At 67.9% G+C, this 16,258-nt stretch carries 15 protein-coding genes; 13 read left to right on the top strand and 2 right to left on the bottom strand.

Going from position 1 to position 16,258, the window contains the following annotated elements; translation table 11 throughout:
• Positions 1-155: 155 nt before the first annotated feature.
• The 4 genes from hflK (at position 156) to DS837_RS29025 (ending at position 4,407) form a co-directional block, all read left to right on the top strand.
• Positions 156-1,322, top strand: a complete 1,167-nt coding sequence (gene hflK, locus DS837_RS29040) for an FtsH protease activity modulator HflK (RefSeq protein WP_149167921.1) — start codon at positions 156-158, stop codon at positions 1,320-1,322.
• 11 nt (positions 1,323-1,333) lie between these two features.
• Positions 1,334-2,281, top strand: a complete 948-nt coding sequence (hflC, locus tag DS837_RS29035) for a protease modulator HflC (RefSeq protein WP_149167920.1) — start codon at positions 1,334-1,336, stop codon at positions 2,279-2,281.
• Positions 2,282-2,404: 123 nt separating this feature from the next.
• Positions 2,405-2,593 carry a DUF2065 domain-containing protein gene (locus tag DS837_RS29030; protein WP_149167919.1) on the top strand — a complete coding sequence of 63 codons (189 nt, stop codon included), beginning with the start codon at positions 2,405-2,407 and terminating at the stop codon, positions 2,591-2,593.
• 257 nt (positions 2,594-2,850) lie between these two features.
• A complete protein-coding gene (locus DS837_RS29025; protein WP_149167918.1) occupies positions 2,851-4,407 on the top strand; it encodes a DegQ family serine endoprotease in 1,557 nt (518 codons plus the stop codon).
• A gap of 100 nt (positions 4,408-4,507) precedes the next feature.
• Here the strand turns inward: DS837_RS29025 and serB are convergent, their stop codons facing one another.
• Positions 4,508-5,419, bottom strand: coding sequence for a phosphoserine phosphatase SerB (gene serB, locus DS837_RS29020; RefSeq protein ID WP_149167917.1), 912 nt, complete (start codon positions 5,417-5,419; stop codon positions 4,508-4,510).
• 166 nt (positions 5,420-5,585) lie between these two features.
• Between serB and miaA the strand changes: the two genes are divergently transcribed.
• From miaA to ilvC, 5 genes are all read left to right on the top strand, one after another.
• Positions 5,586-6,578, top strand: coding sequence for a tRNA (adenosine(37)-N6)-dimethylallyltransferase MiaA (gene miaA / locus DS837_RS29015; protein ID WP_149167916.1), 993 nt, complete (start codon positions 5,586-5,588; stop codon positions 6,576-6,578).
• Between the two features lie 18 nt (positions 6,579-6,596).
• Complete coding sequence (locus tag DS837_RS29010) at positions 6,597-7,811, top strand: aminotransferase-like domain-containing protein (RefSeq protein WP_149167915.1); 1,215 nt, start codon at positions 6,597-6,599, stop codon at positions 7,809-7,811.
• Positions 7,812-8,115: 304 nt separating this feature from the next.
• Complete coding sequence (locus DS837_RS29005) at positions 8,116-9,879, top strand: acetolactate synthase 3 large subunit (protein WP_149167914.1); 1,764 nt, start codon at positions 8,116-8,118, stop codon at positions 9,877-9,879.
• Positions 9,880-9,929: 50 nt separating this feature from the next.
• Positions 9,930-10,436, top strand: a complete 507-nt coding sequence (gene ilvN / locus DS837_RS29000; RefSeq protein ID WP_114861385.1) for an acetolactate synthase small subunit — start codon at positions 9,930-9,932, stop codon at positions 10,434-10,436.
• 176 nt (positions 10,437-10,612) lie between these two features.
• Positions 10,613-11,632 (top strand): ketol-acid reductoisomerase, encoded by a 1,020-nt coding sequence (ilvC, locus tag DS837_RS28995; RefSeq protein WP_014239996.1) that lies wholly within the window; start codon positions 10,613-10,615, stop codon positions 11,630-11,632.
• A gap of 186 nt (positions 11,633-11,818) precedes the next feature.
• Here ilvC and phoU read toward each other — a convergent pair whose 3' ends face one another.
• On the bottom strand, positions 11,819-12,523 hold the full coding sequence (gene phoU, locus DS837_RS28990) for a phosphate signaling complex protein PhoU (protein ID WP_035672701.1): 705 nt from the start codon (positions 12,521-12,523) through the stop codon (positions 11,819-11,821).
• Positions 12,524-12,711: 188 nt separating this feature from the next.
• On the opposite strand from phoU, the gene DS837_RS28985 reads away from it, so the two are divergent.
• From DS837_RS28985 to mreD, 4 genes are all read left to right on the top strand, one after another.
• Positions 12,712-13,254, top strand: coding sequence for a TIGR00645 family protein (locus DS837_RS28985; RefSeq protein ID WP_149167913.1), 543 nt, complete (start codon positions 12,712-12,714; stop codon positions 13,252-13,254).
• Between the two features lie 464 nt (positions 13,255-13,718).
• Positions 13,719-14,759 carry a rod shape-determining protein gene (locus DS837_RS28980; RefSeq protein WP_014240000.1) on the top strand — a complete coding sequence of 347 codons (1,041 nt, stop codon included), beginning with the start codon at positions 13,719-13,721 and terminating at the stop codon, positions 14,757-14,759.
• Between the two features lie 90 nt (positions 14,760-14,849).
• Positions 14,850-15,719, top strand: coding sequence for a rod shape-determining protein MreC (mreC, locus tag DS837_RS28975; RefSeq protein WP_149167912.1), 870 nt, complete (start codon positions 14,850-14,852; stop codon positions 15,717-15,719).
• Entirely contained in the window at positions 15,716-16,240 is a 525-nt protein-coding gene (gene mreD / locus DS837_RS28970; RefSeq protein ID WP_149167911.1) for a rod shape-determining protein MreD, read from the top strand. Before mreC ends, mreD begins: the two co-directional genes overlap by 4 nt.
• Positions 16,241-16,258: the final 18 nt, after the last annotated feature.

Raw genomic sequence — 16,258 nt, 5'->3', positions numbered from 1 at the left:
TGGCGGATATCCGTCGGTGAAATCCTTCCCCGAATGGGATGGGCACTATAGGGCCGGCGGACAATAATGGTAAAGGGATCGGACGGTCCGGAAACGATTTGTTTTCCGGAATTTCCGTCCCAAGAATTGAGAGAGCGCGAAGGGGAACGAACGGAATGCCGTGGAGCAATCAGGGAGGGGGCGGCGGTGGCGGCCCCTGGGGTCCTCCGCCGGGTGGTGGCGGTCAGAATCCGTGGGGCCGTCCGCCGGGTGGCGGTGGAGGCGGTGGTGGTGGCGGCGGCGGAGGGCCGCAGCCGCCGGACCTGGAGGATCTGCTGCGCCGCGGCCAGGACCGCCTGAAGCGGGTGATGCCGGGCGGCGTCGGCAGCGGCCGGGGCATCGCGCTCGTCGTCGGCCTGCTGGCCGTGGTCTGGCTGGCCAGCGGCATCTACCGCGTCGAGGCGGACGAACAGGGCGTCGTGCTGCGCTTCGGCCAGTGGGTGCGCACGGAGCAGCCCGGTCTGCGCTACCACCTGCCGGCGCCCATCGAGACGGTGCTGATGCCCAAGGTGACGCGCGTCAACCGGATCGAGGTCGGCTATCGCTCGGCCGGCGACGGGCGTCGCGGCGACCGTGACGTTCCCGACGAATCGCTGATGCTGACCGGCGACGAGAACATCATCGACATCGACTTCACCGTCTTCTGGGTCATCAAGGACGCGGGCCAGTATCTGTTCAAGATCCGCGACCCCGAGGCCACCGTGAAGAAGGCGGCGGAAAGCGCGATGCGCGAGGTGATCGGCCGCACCGACCTGCAACCGGCCTTGACCGAGGCCCGTCAGCAGATCGAAACCTCCACCCGTGGGCTCCTCCAGGCCATGCTGGACGACTATGAGGGTGGCATCGAGGTGACGCAGGTGCAGCTGCAGAAGGCCGACCCGCCGTCGCCCGTCATCGACGCCTTCAACGACGTGCAGCGCGCCCGCGCCGACCGAGAGCGCGCCCGCAACGAGGCCGAGGCCTACCGGAACGACGTGATCCCGCGCGCCCGAGGCGATGCGGAACGGCTGATCCAGGAAGCCTCCGCCTACCGCGAGCAGGTCGTGAACCTGGCCCAGGGTGACGCCGACCGCTTCCGCAAGGTGTTCGACGCCTACTCGACCGCCAAGGACGTGACCGCGAAGCGCATGTATCTGGAGACCATGGAAGAGATCCTGAGCGGCGCCAACAAGGTCATCATCGACGGCAACGCGCAGGGTGCCCAGGGCGTGGTTCCCTATCTGCCGCTCAACCAGCTTCAGCCTGCCCCGGCGCGGCCCGCCGGCCAGCAGCCGGCCCGTTGAGGAGGGATGCCATGAACCGCACTTTGTTGGTCGCCGGCATCGGCATCCTCGCCGCGGGCGTGCTCGCCTCGGCCTCGCTGTTCACGGTGAACGAGGCGCAGCAGGCGCTCGTCCTCCAGTTCGGCGAGCCGATGCGCGTCATCCGCGATCCCGGCCTGAAGGCCAAGATCCCCTTCATCCAGGAAGTCCGCATCCTCGACCGCCGCGTGCTCGACCTCGATCCGCCGGTGGAGCAGGTCATCCTGGCCGACCAGAAGCGCCTGGACGTGGACGCCTTCGCGCGCTACCGCATCCTGGACCCGCTGCGCTTCTACCAGACCGCCGGCAACGAGGCGGTGGCCGAGACGCGGATGAACGCCATCGTGAACTCGGCGCTGCGCCGCGTTCTCGGCAGCGTGACGCTGCTCGCCATCCTGTCGGACGAGCGTCCGCGCGTGATGAACGACATCCGCGGGCAGGTGAACGACGAGGCGAAGCGCTTCGGCATCGAGATCGTCGACGTCCGCATCCGCCGCGCCGACCTGCCGGAGGAAACCAGCCAGTCGATCTTCGCCCGCATGCGGTCGGAGCGTGAGCGCGAAGCCGCCGAGGCCCGCGCCCAGGGTCAGGAGCAGTCGCAGCAGATCCGCTCCCGCGCGGATCGCGAACGCACCGTCATCCTGGCCGAAGCGCAGCGCGATTCGCAGATCCTGCGCGGTGAAGGCGACAACCAGGCGCTGAAGATGATCGCCGAGGCGACGTCGCAGGACCCGCAGTTCTACAGCTTCTACCGGACGCTCGAAGCCTACCGGAAGTCGCTGAACAAGGACGACACCACCATGGTGCTGTCCCCGACCGGCGAGTTCTTCCGCTACTTCGGCGATATCACCGGCGGCGGCAACGGCCAGCCGGCTCCGGCCTCGGGCATCGCCCCGGCGCCGCAGCGGGCCCCGGCCCCGGCGACCGCCCAGCAGCAGTAAGACGTCGCGCTCGTCTCCCCCTCCCCCTCGTCCCGGGGGAGGGGGTGGGGTGGGGGCTCCCGTTCTCCCACCCCAATCTTGTCTTTCCGCCCCGCATTCCTTCCCTGAAATGCCGCCCGACCGATGACGGATTTCCTCACCGCGCTGGCCCTGGTCCTGGTGATCGAGGGCGTGCTCTACGCGCTGTTCCCGACCGCGATGCGGCGGCTGATCGTCGAAGCGCTGACGATGCCGGAAAACCGGCTGCGCACCGTCGGGCTGGCGACGGCGATGGTCGGCGTCGGATTCGTCTGGCTTCTGCGGGGCGCCTGACACCCATTTGCCGCGCGCGCGTCGCTGGACCGCGCCGCCATTTTCCGGCCATACTCCGACTTCTATACTCGCGCGTCCTCCGTGGCGGATGGGACCCGTGCGCCTTTGCTTGAAGCGGTGACGCGCGGGGATTACATCCGGCACACGGATCGGTGAAGCGCCCCCTCGGACCGCGATTCGCATGAAGCCGCGAGCCGATTGGAACAGATGGCCGATTGGAACAAGAAGGTGCCGGATGTCCGGCAGGGAGAGCTGAGTTGAACCCGAACCACCCCATCCACCGCGCCGAGCCCGGCCGCGAAGCGGACATCCGGTCGCTGGGCCGCCGGCTGCGCGTCGTGCCGTTGATCGCCGCTCTCCTGTTGGGGCTGTCCGCCGCCGTCGGCACCCCCGCCATGGCCCAGTCGCGCCCGGCGCCGACCAGCTTCGCCGATCTGTCGGAAAAGCTGCTGCCCGCCGTGGTCAACATCTCGACCAGCCAGGCGGTGCCGCAGCGCCAGCAGGGCGCCCGTCCCGAGATGCCGCAGTTCCCGCCGGGCTCGCCGTTCGAGGAGTTCTTCCGCGACTTCTTCGACCGCCAGCAGCAGGACCAGCCGCAGCAGCCGCGCAAGTCCACCTCGCTCGGCTCCGGCTTCATCATCGACGCCAAGAACGGCTACGTGGTCACCAACAACCACGTCATCCAGGACGCCGACGAGATCACCGTCATCCTGCAGGACGACACCAACATCAAGGCGGAGCTGATCGGCAAGGACCCGAAGACCGACGTCGCCCTGCTGAAGATCAACACGAACCACCCGCTGGTCGCCGTGCCCTTCGGCGATTCGGACGCCATGCGCGTGGGCGACTGGGTGCTGGCCATCGGCAACCCGTTCGGCCTGGGCGGTTCGGTCACCGCCGGCATCATCTCGGCCCGCCAGCGCGACATCAACGCCGGTCCCTACGACGACTTCCTGCAGACCGACGCCTCGATCAACCGCGGCAACTCCGGCGGCCCGATGTTCAACCTGAACGGCGAGGTCATCGGCATCAACACGGCGATCTTCTCGCCGTCGGGCGGTTCGGTCGGCATCGGCTTCGCCATCCCGTCCAACCTCGCCAAGCAGGTGGTCGCGCAGCTCCGCGAATACGGCAAGACCCGCCGCGGCTGGCTGGGCGTGCGCATCCAGGGCGTGACCCCGGAGATCGCCGAGAGCCTGGGCCTCCAGGGCCACAAGGGCGCGCTGGTCGCCTCGATCACCCCGAACGGCCCGGCGGCCAAGGCCGGCATCCAAGCGGGCGACGTGGTGACCAAGTTCGACGGCAAGGAAATCAACGAGATGCGCCGCCTGCCGCGCGTCGTCGCCGAGACGCCGATCGACAAGGCCGTCCCGATCGAGGTGTGGCGCAAGGGCAAGTCGCAGCAGCTCCAGGTGAAGGTGGGCGAGCTTGAGGCCGCCGAAGAATCGGGCCTTCTCGCCGCCAATCCAGAGGAGCAGCGCCGCCAGCCGCAGCAGGCGCCGGCCCAGAAGCCGACCGAGACGCTGGGCCTGAAGCTGACCAACATCACCCCGGAGCTGCGCCAGCAGTTCGAGATCAAGCCCGAGCTGAAGGGCGTCGTGGTGACCGAGGTGGCGGGCAACTCCACCGCGTCGGAGAAGGGCATCCGCGCCGGCGACGTCATCATCGAGGTTGGCCAGGAGGAGGTCCGCAAGCCGGAAGACGTGACGGCGAAGATCCAGAAGGCCAAGGAACAGGGCAAGAAGTCCATCCTGCTGCTGGTGGACCGCCACGGCGACCTGCGCTTCGTCGCCATCCCGCTCAGCCAGGGCTGATCCGGGGGGCTATCCCCAAACGAAAAGGGCACCGGCGGGAGACCGCCGGTGCCCTTTCGCTTTGTGAGGTTGCGGAGGCGTGCCCGTCAAGGGTGGGCGGTCAGCCCTCCACGAACTCCCCGATCCGGTAGCCCTGGGCGAACAGCAGGGCGGTCAGGTCGCCATGGTCCACGCGGGCGCGGGCCTGGGCGGCCACCGTCGGCTTGGCGTGGAAGGCGACGCCCAGACCGGCGGCCAGTAGCATCGGCAGGTCGTTGGCGCCGTCGCCGACGGCCATCGTCTCGACGGTCGGCACGTGGCGCTCCCCGGCGTAGGCGAGCAGGGCCTCCAGCTTGCTGTCCTTGTCGAGGATCGGCTCGACCACAGCGCCGGTCATGACGCCGTCCACCACCTCCAGCACGTTGCCACGGTCGTCGTCGAAGCCGACCCACTGGCGCACCCGCTCCGTGAAGCAGCGGAAGCCGCCGGACACCAGCACGCAGGTCGCCCCGTTGGCGCGCATGGTGGAGACCAGCGTCCTGGCGCCCGGCATCAGGGTGGCGCGCTGCCACACCTCGTCGACGACGCTCTCGTTCAAGCCCTTGAGCAGGGCGACCCGCTCGCGCACCGCGCCCTTGAAGTCGATCTCGCCGTTCATGGCGCGGGCGGTGATCGCGGCGATGTGATCCTTCAGCCCGACGTAATCGCCAAGCTCGTCCAGCATCTCCTGCTCGATGATCGTCGATTCCATGTCGGCGACCAGCAGGCGCTTCTTCCGGTTGCCCGGTTTCTGGGCGATGACGTCCACGGCCAGCCCGTCCAGCGCGAGATTGGCCAGCGCACGGCGCACGGCGGCTTCGGCCTGCTCGGGCACCAGCCCTTCCTCGGCGATGTCGCAGGCGCGGTCCGGCGCCAGCCAGTCCGGCTTGGCGGTGTCGGCCCCCAGCGCGGTCAGGGACGCGCGGGCGGCCTGCACGGCCTGCTCGTCGAGAACGGCGGAGGCGGCGGCAATCAGCGTAACGACAGCGCTCATGGCGGGGCGATCCTGGAAGAGCCGTGGGGAAGGGCGCGCGCGCTCCCTAGCACAGCCGGAGGATTGCGCCAACCGTCGTCCGTCAGGGAAGGCCCGCGAGCCGCCTTGCATTGATGGGCCTTCCCCTGCCATACGCTGTAGCCGGAGGAACGTCAGGCAAAGCGACATGGCAGAGGACAGCCCGCGGAACCGGGATGTGCAGCACCGGCATGTGGTGGTGATCGGCGGCCCGACGGCGTCGGGCAAGTCGGGCATGGCGCTCGACATCGCCCTGGCGCGCAACGGCACGGTCATCAACGCCGACAGCATGCAGCTCTACGCCGACCTCGACGTGCTGACCGCCCGTCCGGGGGCGGAGGATCTGGCGCAGGCGCCCCATCGGCTCTACGGCGTGCTGCCGGCGGCGGAGCGCGGATCCGCGGCCCGATGGCGCGACATGGCACTGGCCGAGATCGCCGAGGCGCACGCGGCCGGGCGCCTGCCCATCGTCGTCGGCGGCACCGGCCTTTACCTGCGTACGCTGATGGAGGGGTTGAGCGCCGTTCCGGCCGTCCCCGACGAGGTCCGCAAGGCTGCCCACGCCCGTTTGCGGGAACTGGGTGGCGAGGCCTTCCGCGCGGAGCTGGTGGGCCGCGACCCGGCATCGGCCAAGCTGAACCCCGGCGACACCACCCGCCTGACCCGCGCCTGGGAGGTGCTGGAGGCCACCGGCCATCCGCTGTCCCACTGGCAGACCCAGCGCGCCGAGGGCGCGCCGGAGGGGCTGCTGTTCTCCGTGCTGGTGATCGACCCGCCGCGCGACGCGCTCTACGCCAATTGCGACCGCCGTTTCCGCGTGATGATGGGGCAGGGGGCGCTGGAGGAGGTGCGGCGGCTCGACGCGCTCGGCCTCGATCCCGACCTGCCGGCGATGAAGGCGCTGGGCGTGCCGGAACTGCGCGACCATCTGCGCGGCGCGCTGACGCTCGACGAAGCCATTGCGCTGGCTCAGCAATCGACACGCCGCTACGCGAAGCGGCAGGTCACGTGGTTCCGCCACCAGCTGGCGGGGCGGCCTCCGGCCTCCGCGCTGCATGGCTGCCATACGATCAATTCGCTCTACACAAGACCACTTAGTGAAGCAATACTGACCTATCTTGAAACGACGTTGCGTCGTTGACCCTCAGGAGGATTGAAAGTGACGGTCGATTGGGGAAACGTGTTTGCCGGTCGCGTCGCCGGTATGGGCGCCTCGGAAATCCGGGAGTTGCTGAAGCTGCTCGAACGGCCGGAAATCATCTCCTTCGCCGGGGGTATCCCGGACCCCGATTTCTTCCCGACCGCGGCCATCGCTCGCGCCTATGAGAAGATCTTCCAGTCCAACAGCGGGGCCGGCGGCGCGCTCCAGTACAGCATCAGCGAGGGCTTCACGCCGCTGCGCGAGTGGATCTGCGCCTACATGGGCCGCCGCGGCATCCAGGCCGGGCTGGACGGGGTGCTGGTGACCAGCGGGTCGCAGCAGGCGCTGGAGTTCGTCGGCAAGCTGCTGATCGGTCCGGGCGAGAAGATCCTGGTGACCCGCCCGACCTATCTCGGCGCGCTCCAGGCCTTCTCTCCCTACGAGCCGCAATACCTCTCCGTCCCCGGCGACGCCGAGGGGCCGGACCTCGCCGCTGTCGAGGCGGCGCTGGAGCAGAAGCCGAAGTTCTTTTACCTCGTCCCCGATTTCCAGAACCCCAACGGCACGACGATCTCGCTGGCCCGCCGCGAAGCGCTGCTGGACCTCTGCGCCAAGCACGGCGTGCCGATCGTCGAGGACGCCGCCTACACCGAGCTGCGCTACGAGGGCGAGGCGATTCCGTCCATCGCCGCGCTGGACGCCGCCCGCAACGGCGGGAAGATCACCAACGTGCTGTTCTGCGGCTCCTTCTCCAAGACGATGGTGCCGGCGCTCCGCGTGGGCTGGATCAACGGCCCGGCCGAGGTCGTCAACCGGCTGGTCCTGATGAAGCAGGCCGGCGACCTGCACACCAGCACCATCAACCAGATCGTGCTGCACGACGTGGTGTCGCAGAGCTTCGACAGCCACATCCGCCGTCTGCGCGCCGGCTACAAGGAGCGCCGCGACGCCATGCTGACCGCGCTGGACGAGTTCGCCCCGGCCGGGGTGACCTGGACCAAGCCGGACGGCGGCATGTTCGTCTGGATCGAGCTGCCGGAGGGCACCGACGGGGTGGACCTGCTGGCCCGCGCCATCAAGGAGGCCAACGTCGCCTTCGTCCCCGGTTCGGCCTTCCACGCCGACCGCTCGGGCAAGAACACGCTGCGCCTTAGCTTCTCCAACAACAACCCGGAGCGCATCCGCGAGGGCATCCGCCGCCTCTGCGGCCTGCTCCAGACCGTTGCGGCGTAACCTCCGCCGGTCCTCACGCAATGGCCTGCCTCCGCACCCGCGGGGCAGGCCGTTTGCGTTTGCGGCGGCTTCGCGGGGAGGGCGGTCTTTCCAGCTTGCGAAATATTTGGAAAAACTGCGGCAAAAAATCTTTTCGATCATTCGCAAAATGGGTTGACCGGTAACCGGCGGATTGTCTAGTTTGCCGGTCCCGGCCTTCGCCTTTGGGGATAACCCCTTGTTTTCCCAGCAGGCCATCGCCGGGGTTTGAGAAGGAACAGGGCCGCCCGTGAAAAGAGGGGCCCCCATTGGAAGGTCGTGAGCTATGCCCGAACAGAAGCTGACCGGCGCGCAGATCGTCATCAAGGCCCTGAAGGATCAGGGCGTAGACATCATCTTCGGTTATCCGGGCGGCGCGGTACTTCCGATCTACGACGCCATTTTCCAGCAGAACGACATCAAGCACATCCTCGTCCGGCACGAGCAGGCCGCCGTGCACGCCGCGGAAGGCTACGCCCGCTCCACCGGCAAGGTGGGCTGCGTGCTGGTGACCTCCGGCCCCGGCGCCACCAACGCCGTGACGGGCCTGCTCGACGCGTTGTGCGACAGCATTCCGCTGGTCTGCCTGTCCGGGCAGGTGCCGACCCACCTGATCGGCAACGACGCCTTCCAAGAGGCCGACACCACCGGCATCACGCGCCCCTGCACCAAGCACAATTACCTGGTGAAGGACGTCAACCAGCTCGCCCGCACCATGCACGAGGCCTTCTATGTGGCGCGCAGCGGCCGTCCCGGCCCGGTGCTGGTCGACATCCCGAAGGACGTGCAGTTCGCCGACGGCACCTACGTCCCGCCGACCGAGGTGAAGCACAAGACCTACCGCCCGCAGGTGAAGCCCGAGATCGCCCGCGTGGAGGAGGCGATTGAGCTGATCGCCAATGCCAAGCGCCCGATCTTCTACACCGGCGGCGGCGTGGTGAACGCCGGCCCGATCGCGGGCAAGCTGCTGACCCAGTTCGTGAAGATGACCGGCTTCCCGATCACCTCGACCCTGATGGGGCTGGGCGCCTTCCCGGCGTCGGACCCGCAGTGGCTGGGCATGCTGGGCATGCATGGGACGTACGAGGCGAACCTCGCCATGTACAACTGCGACGTCATGATCAACATCGGCGCCCGCTTCGACGACCGCGTGACCGGCAAGCTGTCGGAGTTCGCGCCGGGCTCGAAGAAGATCCACGTCGACATCGACCCCAGCTCGATCAACAAGAACGTCGCGGTGGACATCCCCATCGTCGGTGACGCCGGCGCCGTTCTGGAAGACATGATCCGCATCTGGAAGGCCCGCCAGAAGCGCGCCGACCAGACCGCCCTGAAGGAGTGGTGGGGTCAGGTCGAGGGCTGGCGCGCCCGCAACTGCCTGAACTACAACCGCACCGAGGCGGTCATCAAGCCGCAGTACGCGCTGGAGCGGCTGCGCGAGGCGCTGCGCGGCAAGGACCATTACGTGACGACCGAGGTCGGCCAGCACCAGATGTGGGCCGCCCAGTTCCTGCCCTTCGACGAGCCGAACCGCTGGATGACCTCCGGCGGCCTGGGCACCATGGGCTATGGCCTGCCGGCGGCCATCGGCGCGCAGCTCGCCCACCCCGACGCCATCGTGGTGGACGTGTCGGGCGAGGCGTCCTTCCTGATGAACATGCAGGAGATCGGCACGGCGGTGCAGTACCGCGCCCCGGTCAAGATCTTCATCCTGAACAACAAGTACATGGGCATGGTGCGCCAGTGGCAGGAGCTGCTGCACGGCTCCCGCTACTCCAACAGCTACTCCGAGGCGCTGCCCGACTTCGTGAAGCTGGCGGAAAGCTGGGGCTGCGTCGGCCTGCGCGCGACCACGGTGGCCGAGGTGGACGAGGTCATCGAGAAGATGCTGGCCGTCACCGACCGCCCCTGCATCATCGACATCGCCGTGGACCCGAAGGAGAACTGCTTCCCGATGATCCCCGGCGGCAAGGCCCACAACGAAATCCTGTTCGGTCCGGAGGACAGCCCGTCCGACGCCACGCCGGAAGACGGCATGGTGCTGGTCTGATCGCGGCGACCAAGACGAACGGTTGAAGGCCCTCTGGCGGAGTACGGATCGTGGAAGAGAAGATCGAGAAGCACACCATCGCCGTGCTGGTGGACAACGAGCCGGGCGTGCTGGCCCGCGTCATCGGCCTGTTCTCGGGCCGCGGCTACAACATCGAAAGCCTGACGGTGGCGGAGGTGAACAACGCCGACCACCTGTCGCGCATCACCCTGGTCACCTCCGGCACCCGCATGGTGGTGGAGCAGATCAAGGCACAGCTCGACCGGCTCGTGCCGGTGCACAAGGTGCACGACCTGACGGACGAGGGGCCGTCGGTGGAGCGCGAACTGGCGCTGGTCAAGGTCGCCGGCACCGGCGACCGCCGCATCGAGGCGCTGCGCTTGGCCGACATCTTCAAGGCGAAGGTCGTGGACGCCACCCTGACCTCCTTCGTGTTCGAGCTGACCGGCACGACGGCGGAGGTCGACGACTTCGTCGGGCTGATGGCCCAGCTCGGGCTCGTCGAGGCCAGCCGCACCGGCGTCGTCGCCATGTCGAAGGGAGCCACCGGGTTCTGATCCCGGCCCCGTTGCGGCCAGGGATGACGGCGGGCCATGAGTTTGAAGCGACCCAGCCCGCCGTCCTTTATCCGTCTAACGAACAGTGTTCTGCTTGACGCGGCCCTTTCGCCGGTGGAGTAATTCCGCTGCGCAAAACCCGCACCACCAGATCGAAAAATCCAAGGAAGACCACCATGCGCGTCTATTATGATCGTGATGCCGACGTGAACCTGATCAAGGGGAAGAAGGTCGTCATCGTCGGCTACGGCAGCCAGGGCCACGCCCACGCCAACAACCTGCGTGACAGCGGTGTGAAGGACGTGCGCATCGCCCTCCGCCCGGGCTCGGCCACCATCAAGAAGGCTGAGGCCGCCGGCTTCACGGTCATGGCTCCGGGCGAGGCCGCCGCCTGGGCCGACGTGGTGATGATCCTCACCCCGGACGAGCTGCAGGCCGACCTGTACCGCGACGACCTCGCCAAGAACCTGAAGGAAGGCGCCGCGCTCGCCTTCGCGCACGGCCTGAACGTGCACTTCAACCTGATCGAGCCGCGCGCCGACCTCGACGTGTTCATGATCGCGCCGAAGGGCCCCGGCCACACCGTCCGCGGCGAATACCAGCGCGGCGGCGGCGTGCCCTGCCTCGTGGCCGTGCACCAGAACGCCTCGGGCAACGGGCTGGACATCGCCCTGTCCTACGCCTCGGCCATCGGCGGCGGCCGCGCCGGCATCATCGAGACGACCTTCAAGGAAGAGTGCGAGACCGACCTGTTCGGCGAGCAGGCCGTGCTCTGCGGCGGCCTGACCGAGCTGATCAAGGCCGGCTACGAGACGCTGACCGAGGCCGGCTACGCCCCGGAGATGGCCTATTTCGAGTGCCTGCACGAGGTGAAGCTGATCGTCGACCTCATGTATGAGGGCGGCATGGCCAACATGCGCTACTCGATCTCCAACACCGCCGAGTACGGCGACTACAAGACCGGCCCGCGCATCATCACCCCGGAGACCAAGGCCGAGATGAAGCGCGTTTTGGAGGACATCCAGACCGGCCGCTTCGTCCGCGACTGGATGCTGGAGTGCAAGGCCGGCCAGCCGTCCTTCAAGGCGACCCGCCGCCGCAACGCCGAGCATTCGATCGAGCAGGTCGGCGAGAAGCTGCGCGCCATGATGCCGTGGATCGCCGAGCGCCGTCTGGTCGACAAGTCCAAGAACTGATCGGTTCCTGGATCGAGAAACGGGAAAGCGCGCCGCGAGGCGCGCTTTTTCGTTTGTGGGGAGAGGGAGATTGGGGAAGATCTTTGCCCCCTCCCTAACCCTCCCCCGCTTCGCGAGGGAGGGGACCAAACTCCCTCCACCGCAAAGCGGGGGAGGGCCGGGGTGGGGGCAGCCGCTCGCTTCCCCTCACACATCCCCCCGCGACCGGTCCGCCTTTGGACGCTCGTCGAGCAACGGCCGGCCGGTGTGCACGAAATGCACCACCTCCGCGATGTTGGTCGCGTGGTCGCCGATGCGCTCCAGGCTCTTGGCGATGAACAGCAGATGCATGTGGGCGGTGAACATCTCCGGCAGGCGGGCCGCCGACTGGTTGATGCTCTCGCACAGGCTGGTGTAGAGCGCGTCCACCTCGTCGTCGGTGCGCCAGACGCGCAGCGCCAGTTCGACGTCACCGTCCACATAGGCGTCCACCGCCGTGGTCAGGCGCTGGCGCACCAGGCGGCCTAGGTTGGGCAGGGTGCTCATCGCCGGGGATTCGGGGAATTCCGCCACGGAAACGGCGCGGCGGGCGGTGTTGGCGGCGTGGTCGCCCACGCGCTCCAGGTTGCCGGCGATCTTCAGGGCGGCGATCACTTCGCGCAGGTCGTCGGCCACCGGCTGACGAAGCACCAGCATGCGCATGCAGTTCGCCTCGATCTCGTGCTCGTAGCTGTCGAGCCGCGCGTCGGACTCCACGATGGCGCGGGCCTGCTCCGGGTTGCGCTGGGTCAGGCAGGTCAGCGCGCCGTCGAGCTGCGTTTCCGCGGCGCCCGCCATCTGCACGATGCTGGCCTTCAGCCGCTTCATGGCGTCTTCGAAGGCGGTGACGATGTGCGGGGCGGGATGCTTCATGGGAACGGGCCTTGTCGGTATCGGTGCGGCGGACGACCGGGAACGTTACAGTTTCGCGACCCCGCAGGCCAGTCCTCTTGCCATGGGACGATGCGGCGCGCGTCATGGGAACGGTTGATTTCGCAGATGCGAAATGGCAAGAGTCCGCCGCTCCTACCCCTTATGACCAAGCACGGACGCCGACCGTCATGATCGAACGCCGTTTCGAACAGATCATCTTCGCCAGCCGCTGGCTGCTCGCCCCCTTCTATCTGGGGCTCGTCGTCTCGCTGGTGCTCCTGCTGGCGAAGTTCACGCAGGAAATCTTCCACATCGTCCCGCATGTGCTGGAGATGCAGGAAAAGGACGTGCTGCTGGCCGTGCTGACCCTGATCGACCTGTCGCTGGCCGGCAACCTCCTGCTGATGGTGATCTTTTCGGGATACGAGAACTTCGTGTCGAAGATCGACGTGGCCGACCACAAGGACCGTCCGGAATGGATGGGCAAGGTCGATTTCGGCGGGCTGAAGCTGAAGCTGATCGCCTCCATCGTGGCGATCTCCGGCATCCACCTGCTGAAGAGCTTCATGAACATCGACAACACCAGCAAGGAAAACCTGATGTGGATGGTCATCGTCCACATGACCTTCGTGGTGTCGGGCGTGCTGCTGGCCCTGATGGACCGGCTGGAGGGGAGCCATCACGGAGCGCACGGCAAGGCTGCGGCGTCGGTGAAATCCGATCATTCTTGAGGCCGCCGGAAGGGGCCGGCTCCGGGGCGCCGGAGCGGTTTCAAGCCCGACACAAAGCCGTTGCGGCGGGTTGGGAATCAGCCTAAGGATACCCCCGACGCGAGCGGGGCGGTTGGCCGGACGCCGGAGGTTTCCGCCTCCTGTTGACGGAAAATTAACCCTGACGCGGCAGTGTGGCGGGCACCGGAGGACGGCGTTCCGCCAGCACTTCGGGGACTGGACATTCCGCCGGGACCGGCCTTGCCTCAAGGACCGCCTCCCATCGACCAGAGCGCCGGACCGGCGCCGGCGACCGCCCCACGGGCGCCGGCAACAGGGATCGGCAAGGCGTGCCGGTTGCACTCTCCGCTTGAGCGCGAAGGGGCATTCGTCTATGGAACCGTTGGCGGGCGTGGCCCTCCGCACCGGAGCGGGCACATCGCCGGCAAGGCCGTCTCAACCGCATTGAAGAGTTAGTCGGGTCCATGCTTTCCAAACTCCTCGGCGTGCTTTCCGCCGACATGGCGATCGATTTGGGGACGGCCAACACCCTGGTCTATGTCAAGGGCCGCGGCATCGTTCTGAACGAACCCTCGGTCGTGGCCATCGCCAACGTCCGCGGCAAGAAGCAGGTGCTGGCCGTCGGCGACGAGGCGAAGATGATGCTGGGCCGCACGCCCGGCAACATCCAGGCCATCCGCCCCCTCCGCGACGGCGTCATCGCCGACTTCGAAGTCGCCGAGGAGATGATCAAGCACTTCATCCGCAAGGTGCACAACCGGCGCAGCTTCGCCAGCCCGCAGGTCATCATCTGCGTGCCGTCGGGCTCCACCGCCGTGGAGCGCCGCGCGATCCAGGAATCGGCGGAAGCCGCCGGCGCCCGCCGCGTCTTCCTGATCGAGGAGCCGATGGCCGCCGCGATCGGCGCCGGGCTCCCGGTGACGGAGCCGACCGGGTCCATGGTCGTGGACATCGGCGGCGGCACAACCGAGGTGGCCGTGCTGTCGCTGGGCGGCATCGTCTATTCCCGCTCCGTCCGCGTGGGCGGCGACAAGATGGACGAGGCCATCATCGGCTACATCCGCCGCACCCACAACCTGCTGGTCGGCGAAGGCTCGGCGGAGCGGATCAAGAAGGAAATCGGTTCGGCCTGCCCGCCGGAAGACGGCGAGGGCCGCATCCTGGAGATCAAGGGCCGCGACCTGATGAACGGCGTGCCCAAGGAACTCATCATCTCCGAGCGGCAGATCGCCGAGTCCCTGGCGGAGCCGGTGTCGGCCATCGTCGAGGCGGTGAAGGTCGCGCTGGAGCACACGGCGCCGGAACTGGCCGCGGACATCGTGGACAAGGGCATCGTGCTGACCGGCGGCGGCGCCCTGCTGGGCAACCTGGACTTCGTCCTGCGCCACGCCACCGGCCTGCCGGTGTCGATCGCCGACGACCCGCTGTCCTGCGTCGCGCTGGGCACCGGGCGGGCGCTGGAGGAGATGAAGACGTTGCGAAACGTCTTGGTCAGCGCCTACTGATTGGTGTATTGCTCGCTTGGGTTCCCCCGGTGGCACGTCCATTCGCCGGCGTAGCCGGGGGCGGATCGCGTACCTGGACGGGATGATCCTGTGAAGCCTCGCAATTCCGGTTCCGTCGTGCGCCTCGCCGCCCCGCTGCGGGCGCTCGCCCAGCGCTTCTCCTTCCTCCTGCTGGTGCTCGCCTCCGTCGCGCTGATGATGGTGGGCCGGATCGACGCGCTGTCGGTGGACAGCGCCCGCGCCCGGGTGACCGACGCCTTCGCCCCGATCCTCGACGCGATCTCGCGCCCCGCCGCCACCGCCGCCCATGTCGTGGAGTCGGTGGTCGAGGTGCAGAACGCTTTCGAGGAGAACCAGCGGCTGAAGGCGGAGAACGCGCGGCTGCTGCAATGGAAGCAGGCGGCGCTGCGGCTGGAGGCGGAGAACATCAGCCTCCGCTCGCTGCTGAAGGCGACGCCGGAGCCGTCCTCCTCCTTCATCACGGCGCGGGTCATCGCCGCTCCGGGCAGTTCCTTCCTGCGCACGCTGGTGGTCACCGCCGGCCGCCGTGACGGGGTGCGCAAGGGGCAGGCGGCCATCGCCGGCAGCGGGCTGGTCGGCCGGGTGATCGAGGTCGGGGAATGGTCCGCCCGCATCCTCCTGCTGACCGACATCAACACGCGCATTCCCGTGGTTCTGGAGCGCTCGCGCCAGCGGGCGGTGATGGCGGGCGACAATTCCGACCAGACCCGGCTCCTCTACCTGCCCCCGGAAGCGCCGGTCCAGGTGGGCGAGCGGGTGGTGACCTCCGGTCATGGCGGGCAGTTCCCGCCGGGCCTGCCGGTGGGCGTGGTGTCCTCGGCTGGTGAACGTGGCGTCCGGGTGCAGCCGAACGTCGACCTGTCGCGGGTCGAGCACCTGCAGTTGGTCGAGTTCAGCCTGCCGGGAAGCGAGACGGAACCGTCGTCCGAGTCGAAATGACGCTGACCTTGTGGCAGCGGCTGGACAAGACGGGGCGGAACCTTGCACCTTTTGCGGTGACGGTCATGCTGGCGCTGGCTGGGATGATCCCGGTGCCGCTGCCCGGCTATGCGTCGGTGGCGCCTTTTCTGACCGCCATCGCCGTCTATTATTGGGCGATCCACCGGCCCGACCTGATGGGGCCGGGCACCGCCTTCCTGATCGGGCTCCTGCAGGATTTGTTGACGGGCGGGCCTCTGGGGGTGAACGCGCTGGTGCTGGTGCTGGTCCATTGGGCGGTGTCCAGCCAGCGGCGCGTGCTGGCGTCGAGCACCTTCGCCCTGATGTGGTTCGGCTTCGGGCTGGTCATGATGGGTGTTGCCTGCATCCAGTGGCTGGCCTTTTCGGTGCTCCAGGCGACGGTGCTGCCGTTCAGGCCGGCGCTGTTCCAGGCGCTGCTGACCATGGCCTTCTTTCCGGCGATCGCCTGGACGCTGATCCGCGTCCATCGCGCGTTCCTCAGGGACGACGGGCAGGGATGACGGGCAGGGATGAGGCGG

Source organism: Azospirillum brasilense (assembly GCF_008365405.1).
In the GTDB taxonomy this organism is placed as follows: domain Bacteria; phylum Pseudomonadota; class Alphaproteobacteria; order Azospirillales; family Azospirillaceae; genus Azospirillum; species Azospirillum brasilense_D.
Note: the sequence above shows the minus strand (reverse complement) of the source record. Positions and strands in the feature narration are given on the sequence as shown.

What these genes read in the sequence shown, in the direction of transcription:
- hflK (WP_149167921.1), top strand. Translation starts at nt 156, where the DNA reads ATGCCGTGGAGCAATCAGGGAGGGGGCGGCGGTGGCGGCCCCTGGGGT.
- hflC (WP_149167920.1), top strand. Translation starts at nt 1,334, where the DNA reads ATGAACCGCACTTTGTTGGTCGCCGGCATCGGCATCCTCGCCGCGGGC.
- DS837_RS29030 (WP_149167919.1), top strand. Translation starts at nt 2,405, where the DNA reads ATGACGGATTTCCTCACCGCGCTGGCCCTGGTCCTGGTGATCGAGGGC.
- serB (WP_149167917.1), bottom strand. Translation starts at nt 5,419, where the DNA reads ATGAGCGCTGTCGTTACGCTGATTGCCGCCGCCTCCGCCGTTCTCGAC.
- miaA (WP_149167916.1), top strand. Translation starts at nt 5,586, where the DNA reads ATGGCAGAGGACAGCCCGCGGAACCGGGATGTGCAGCACCGGCATGTG.
- DS837_RS29005 (WP_149167914.1), top strand. Translation starts at nt 8,116, where the DNA reads ATGCCCGAACAGAAGCTGACCGGCGCGCAGATCGTCATCAAGGCCCTG.
- ilvC (WP_014239996.1), top strand. Translation starts at nt 10,613, where the DNA reads ATGCGCGTCTATTATGATCGTGATGCCGACGTGAACCTGATCAAGGGG.
- phoU (WP_035672701.1), bottom strand. Translation starts at nt 12,523, where the DNA reads ATGAAGCATCCCGCCCCGCACATCGTCACCGCCTTCGAAGACGCCATG.
- DS837_RS28985 (WP_149167913.1), top strand. Translation starts at nt 12,712, where the DNA reads ATGATCGAACGCCGTTTCGAACAGATCATCTTCGCCAGCCGCTGGCTG.
- DS837_RS28980 (WP_014240000.1), top strand. Translation starts at nt 13,719, where the DNA reads ATGCTTTCCAAACTCCTCGGCGTGCTTTCCGCCGACATGGCGATCGAT.
- mreD (WP_149167911.1), top strand. Translation starts at nt 15,716, where the DNA reads ATGACGCTGACCTTGTGGCAGCGGCTGGACAAGACGGGGCGGAACCTT.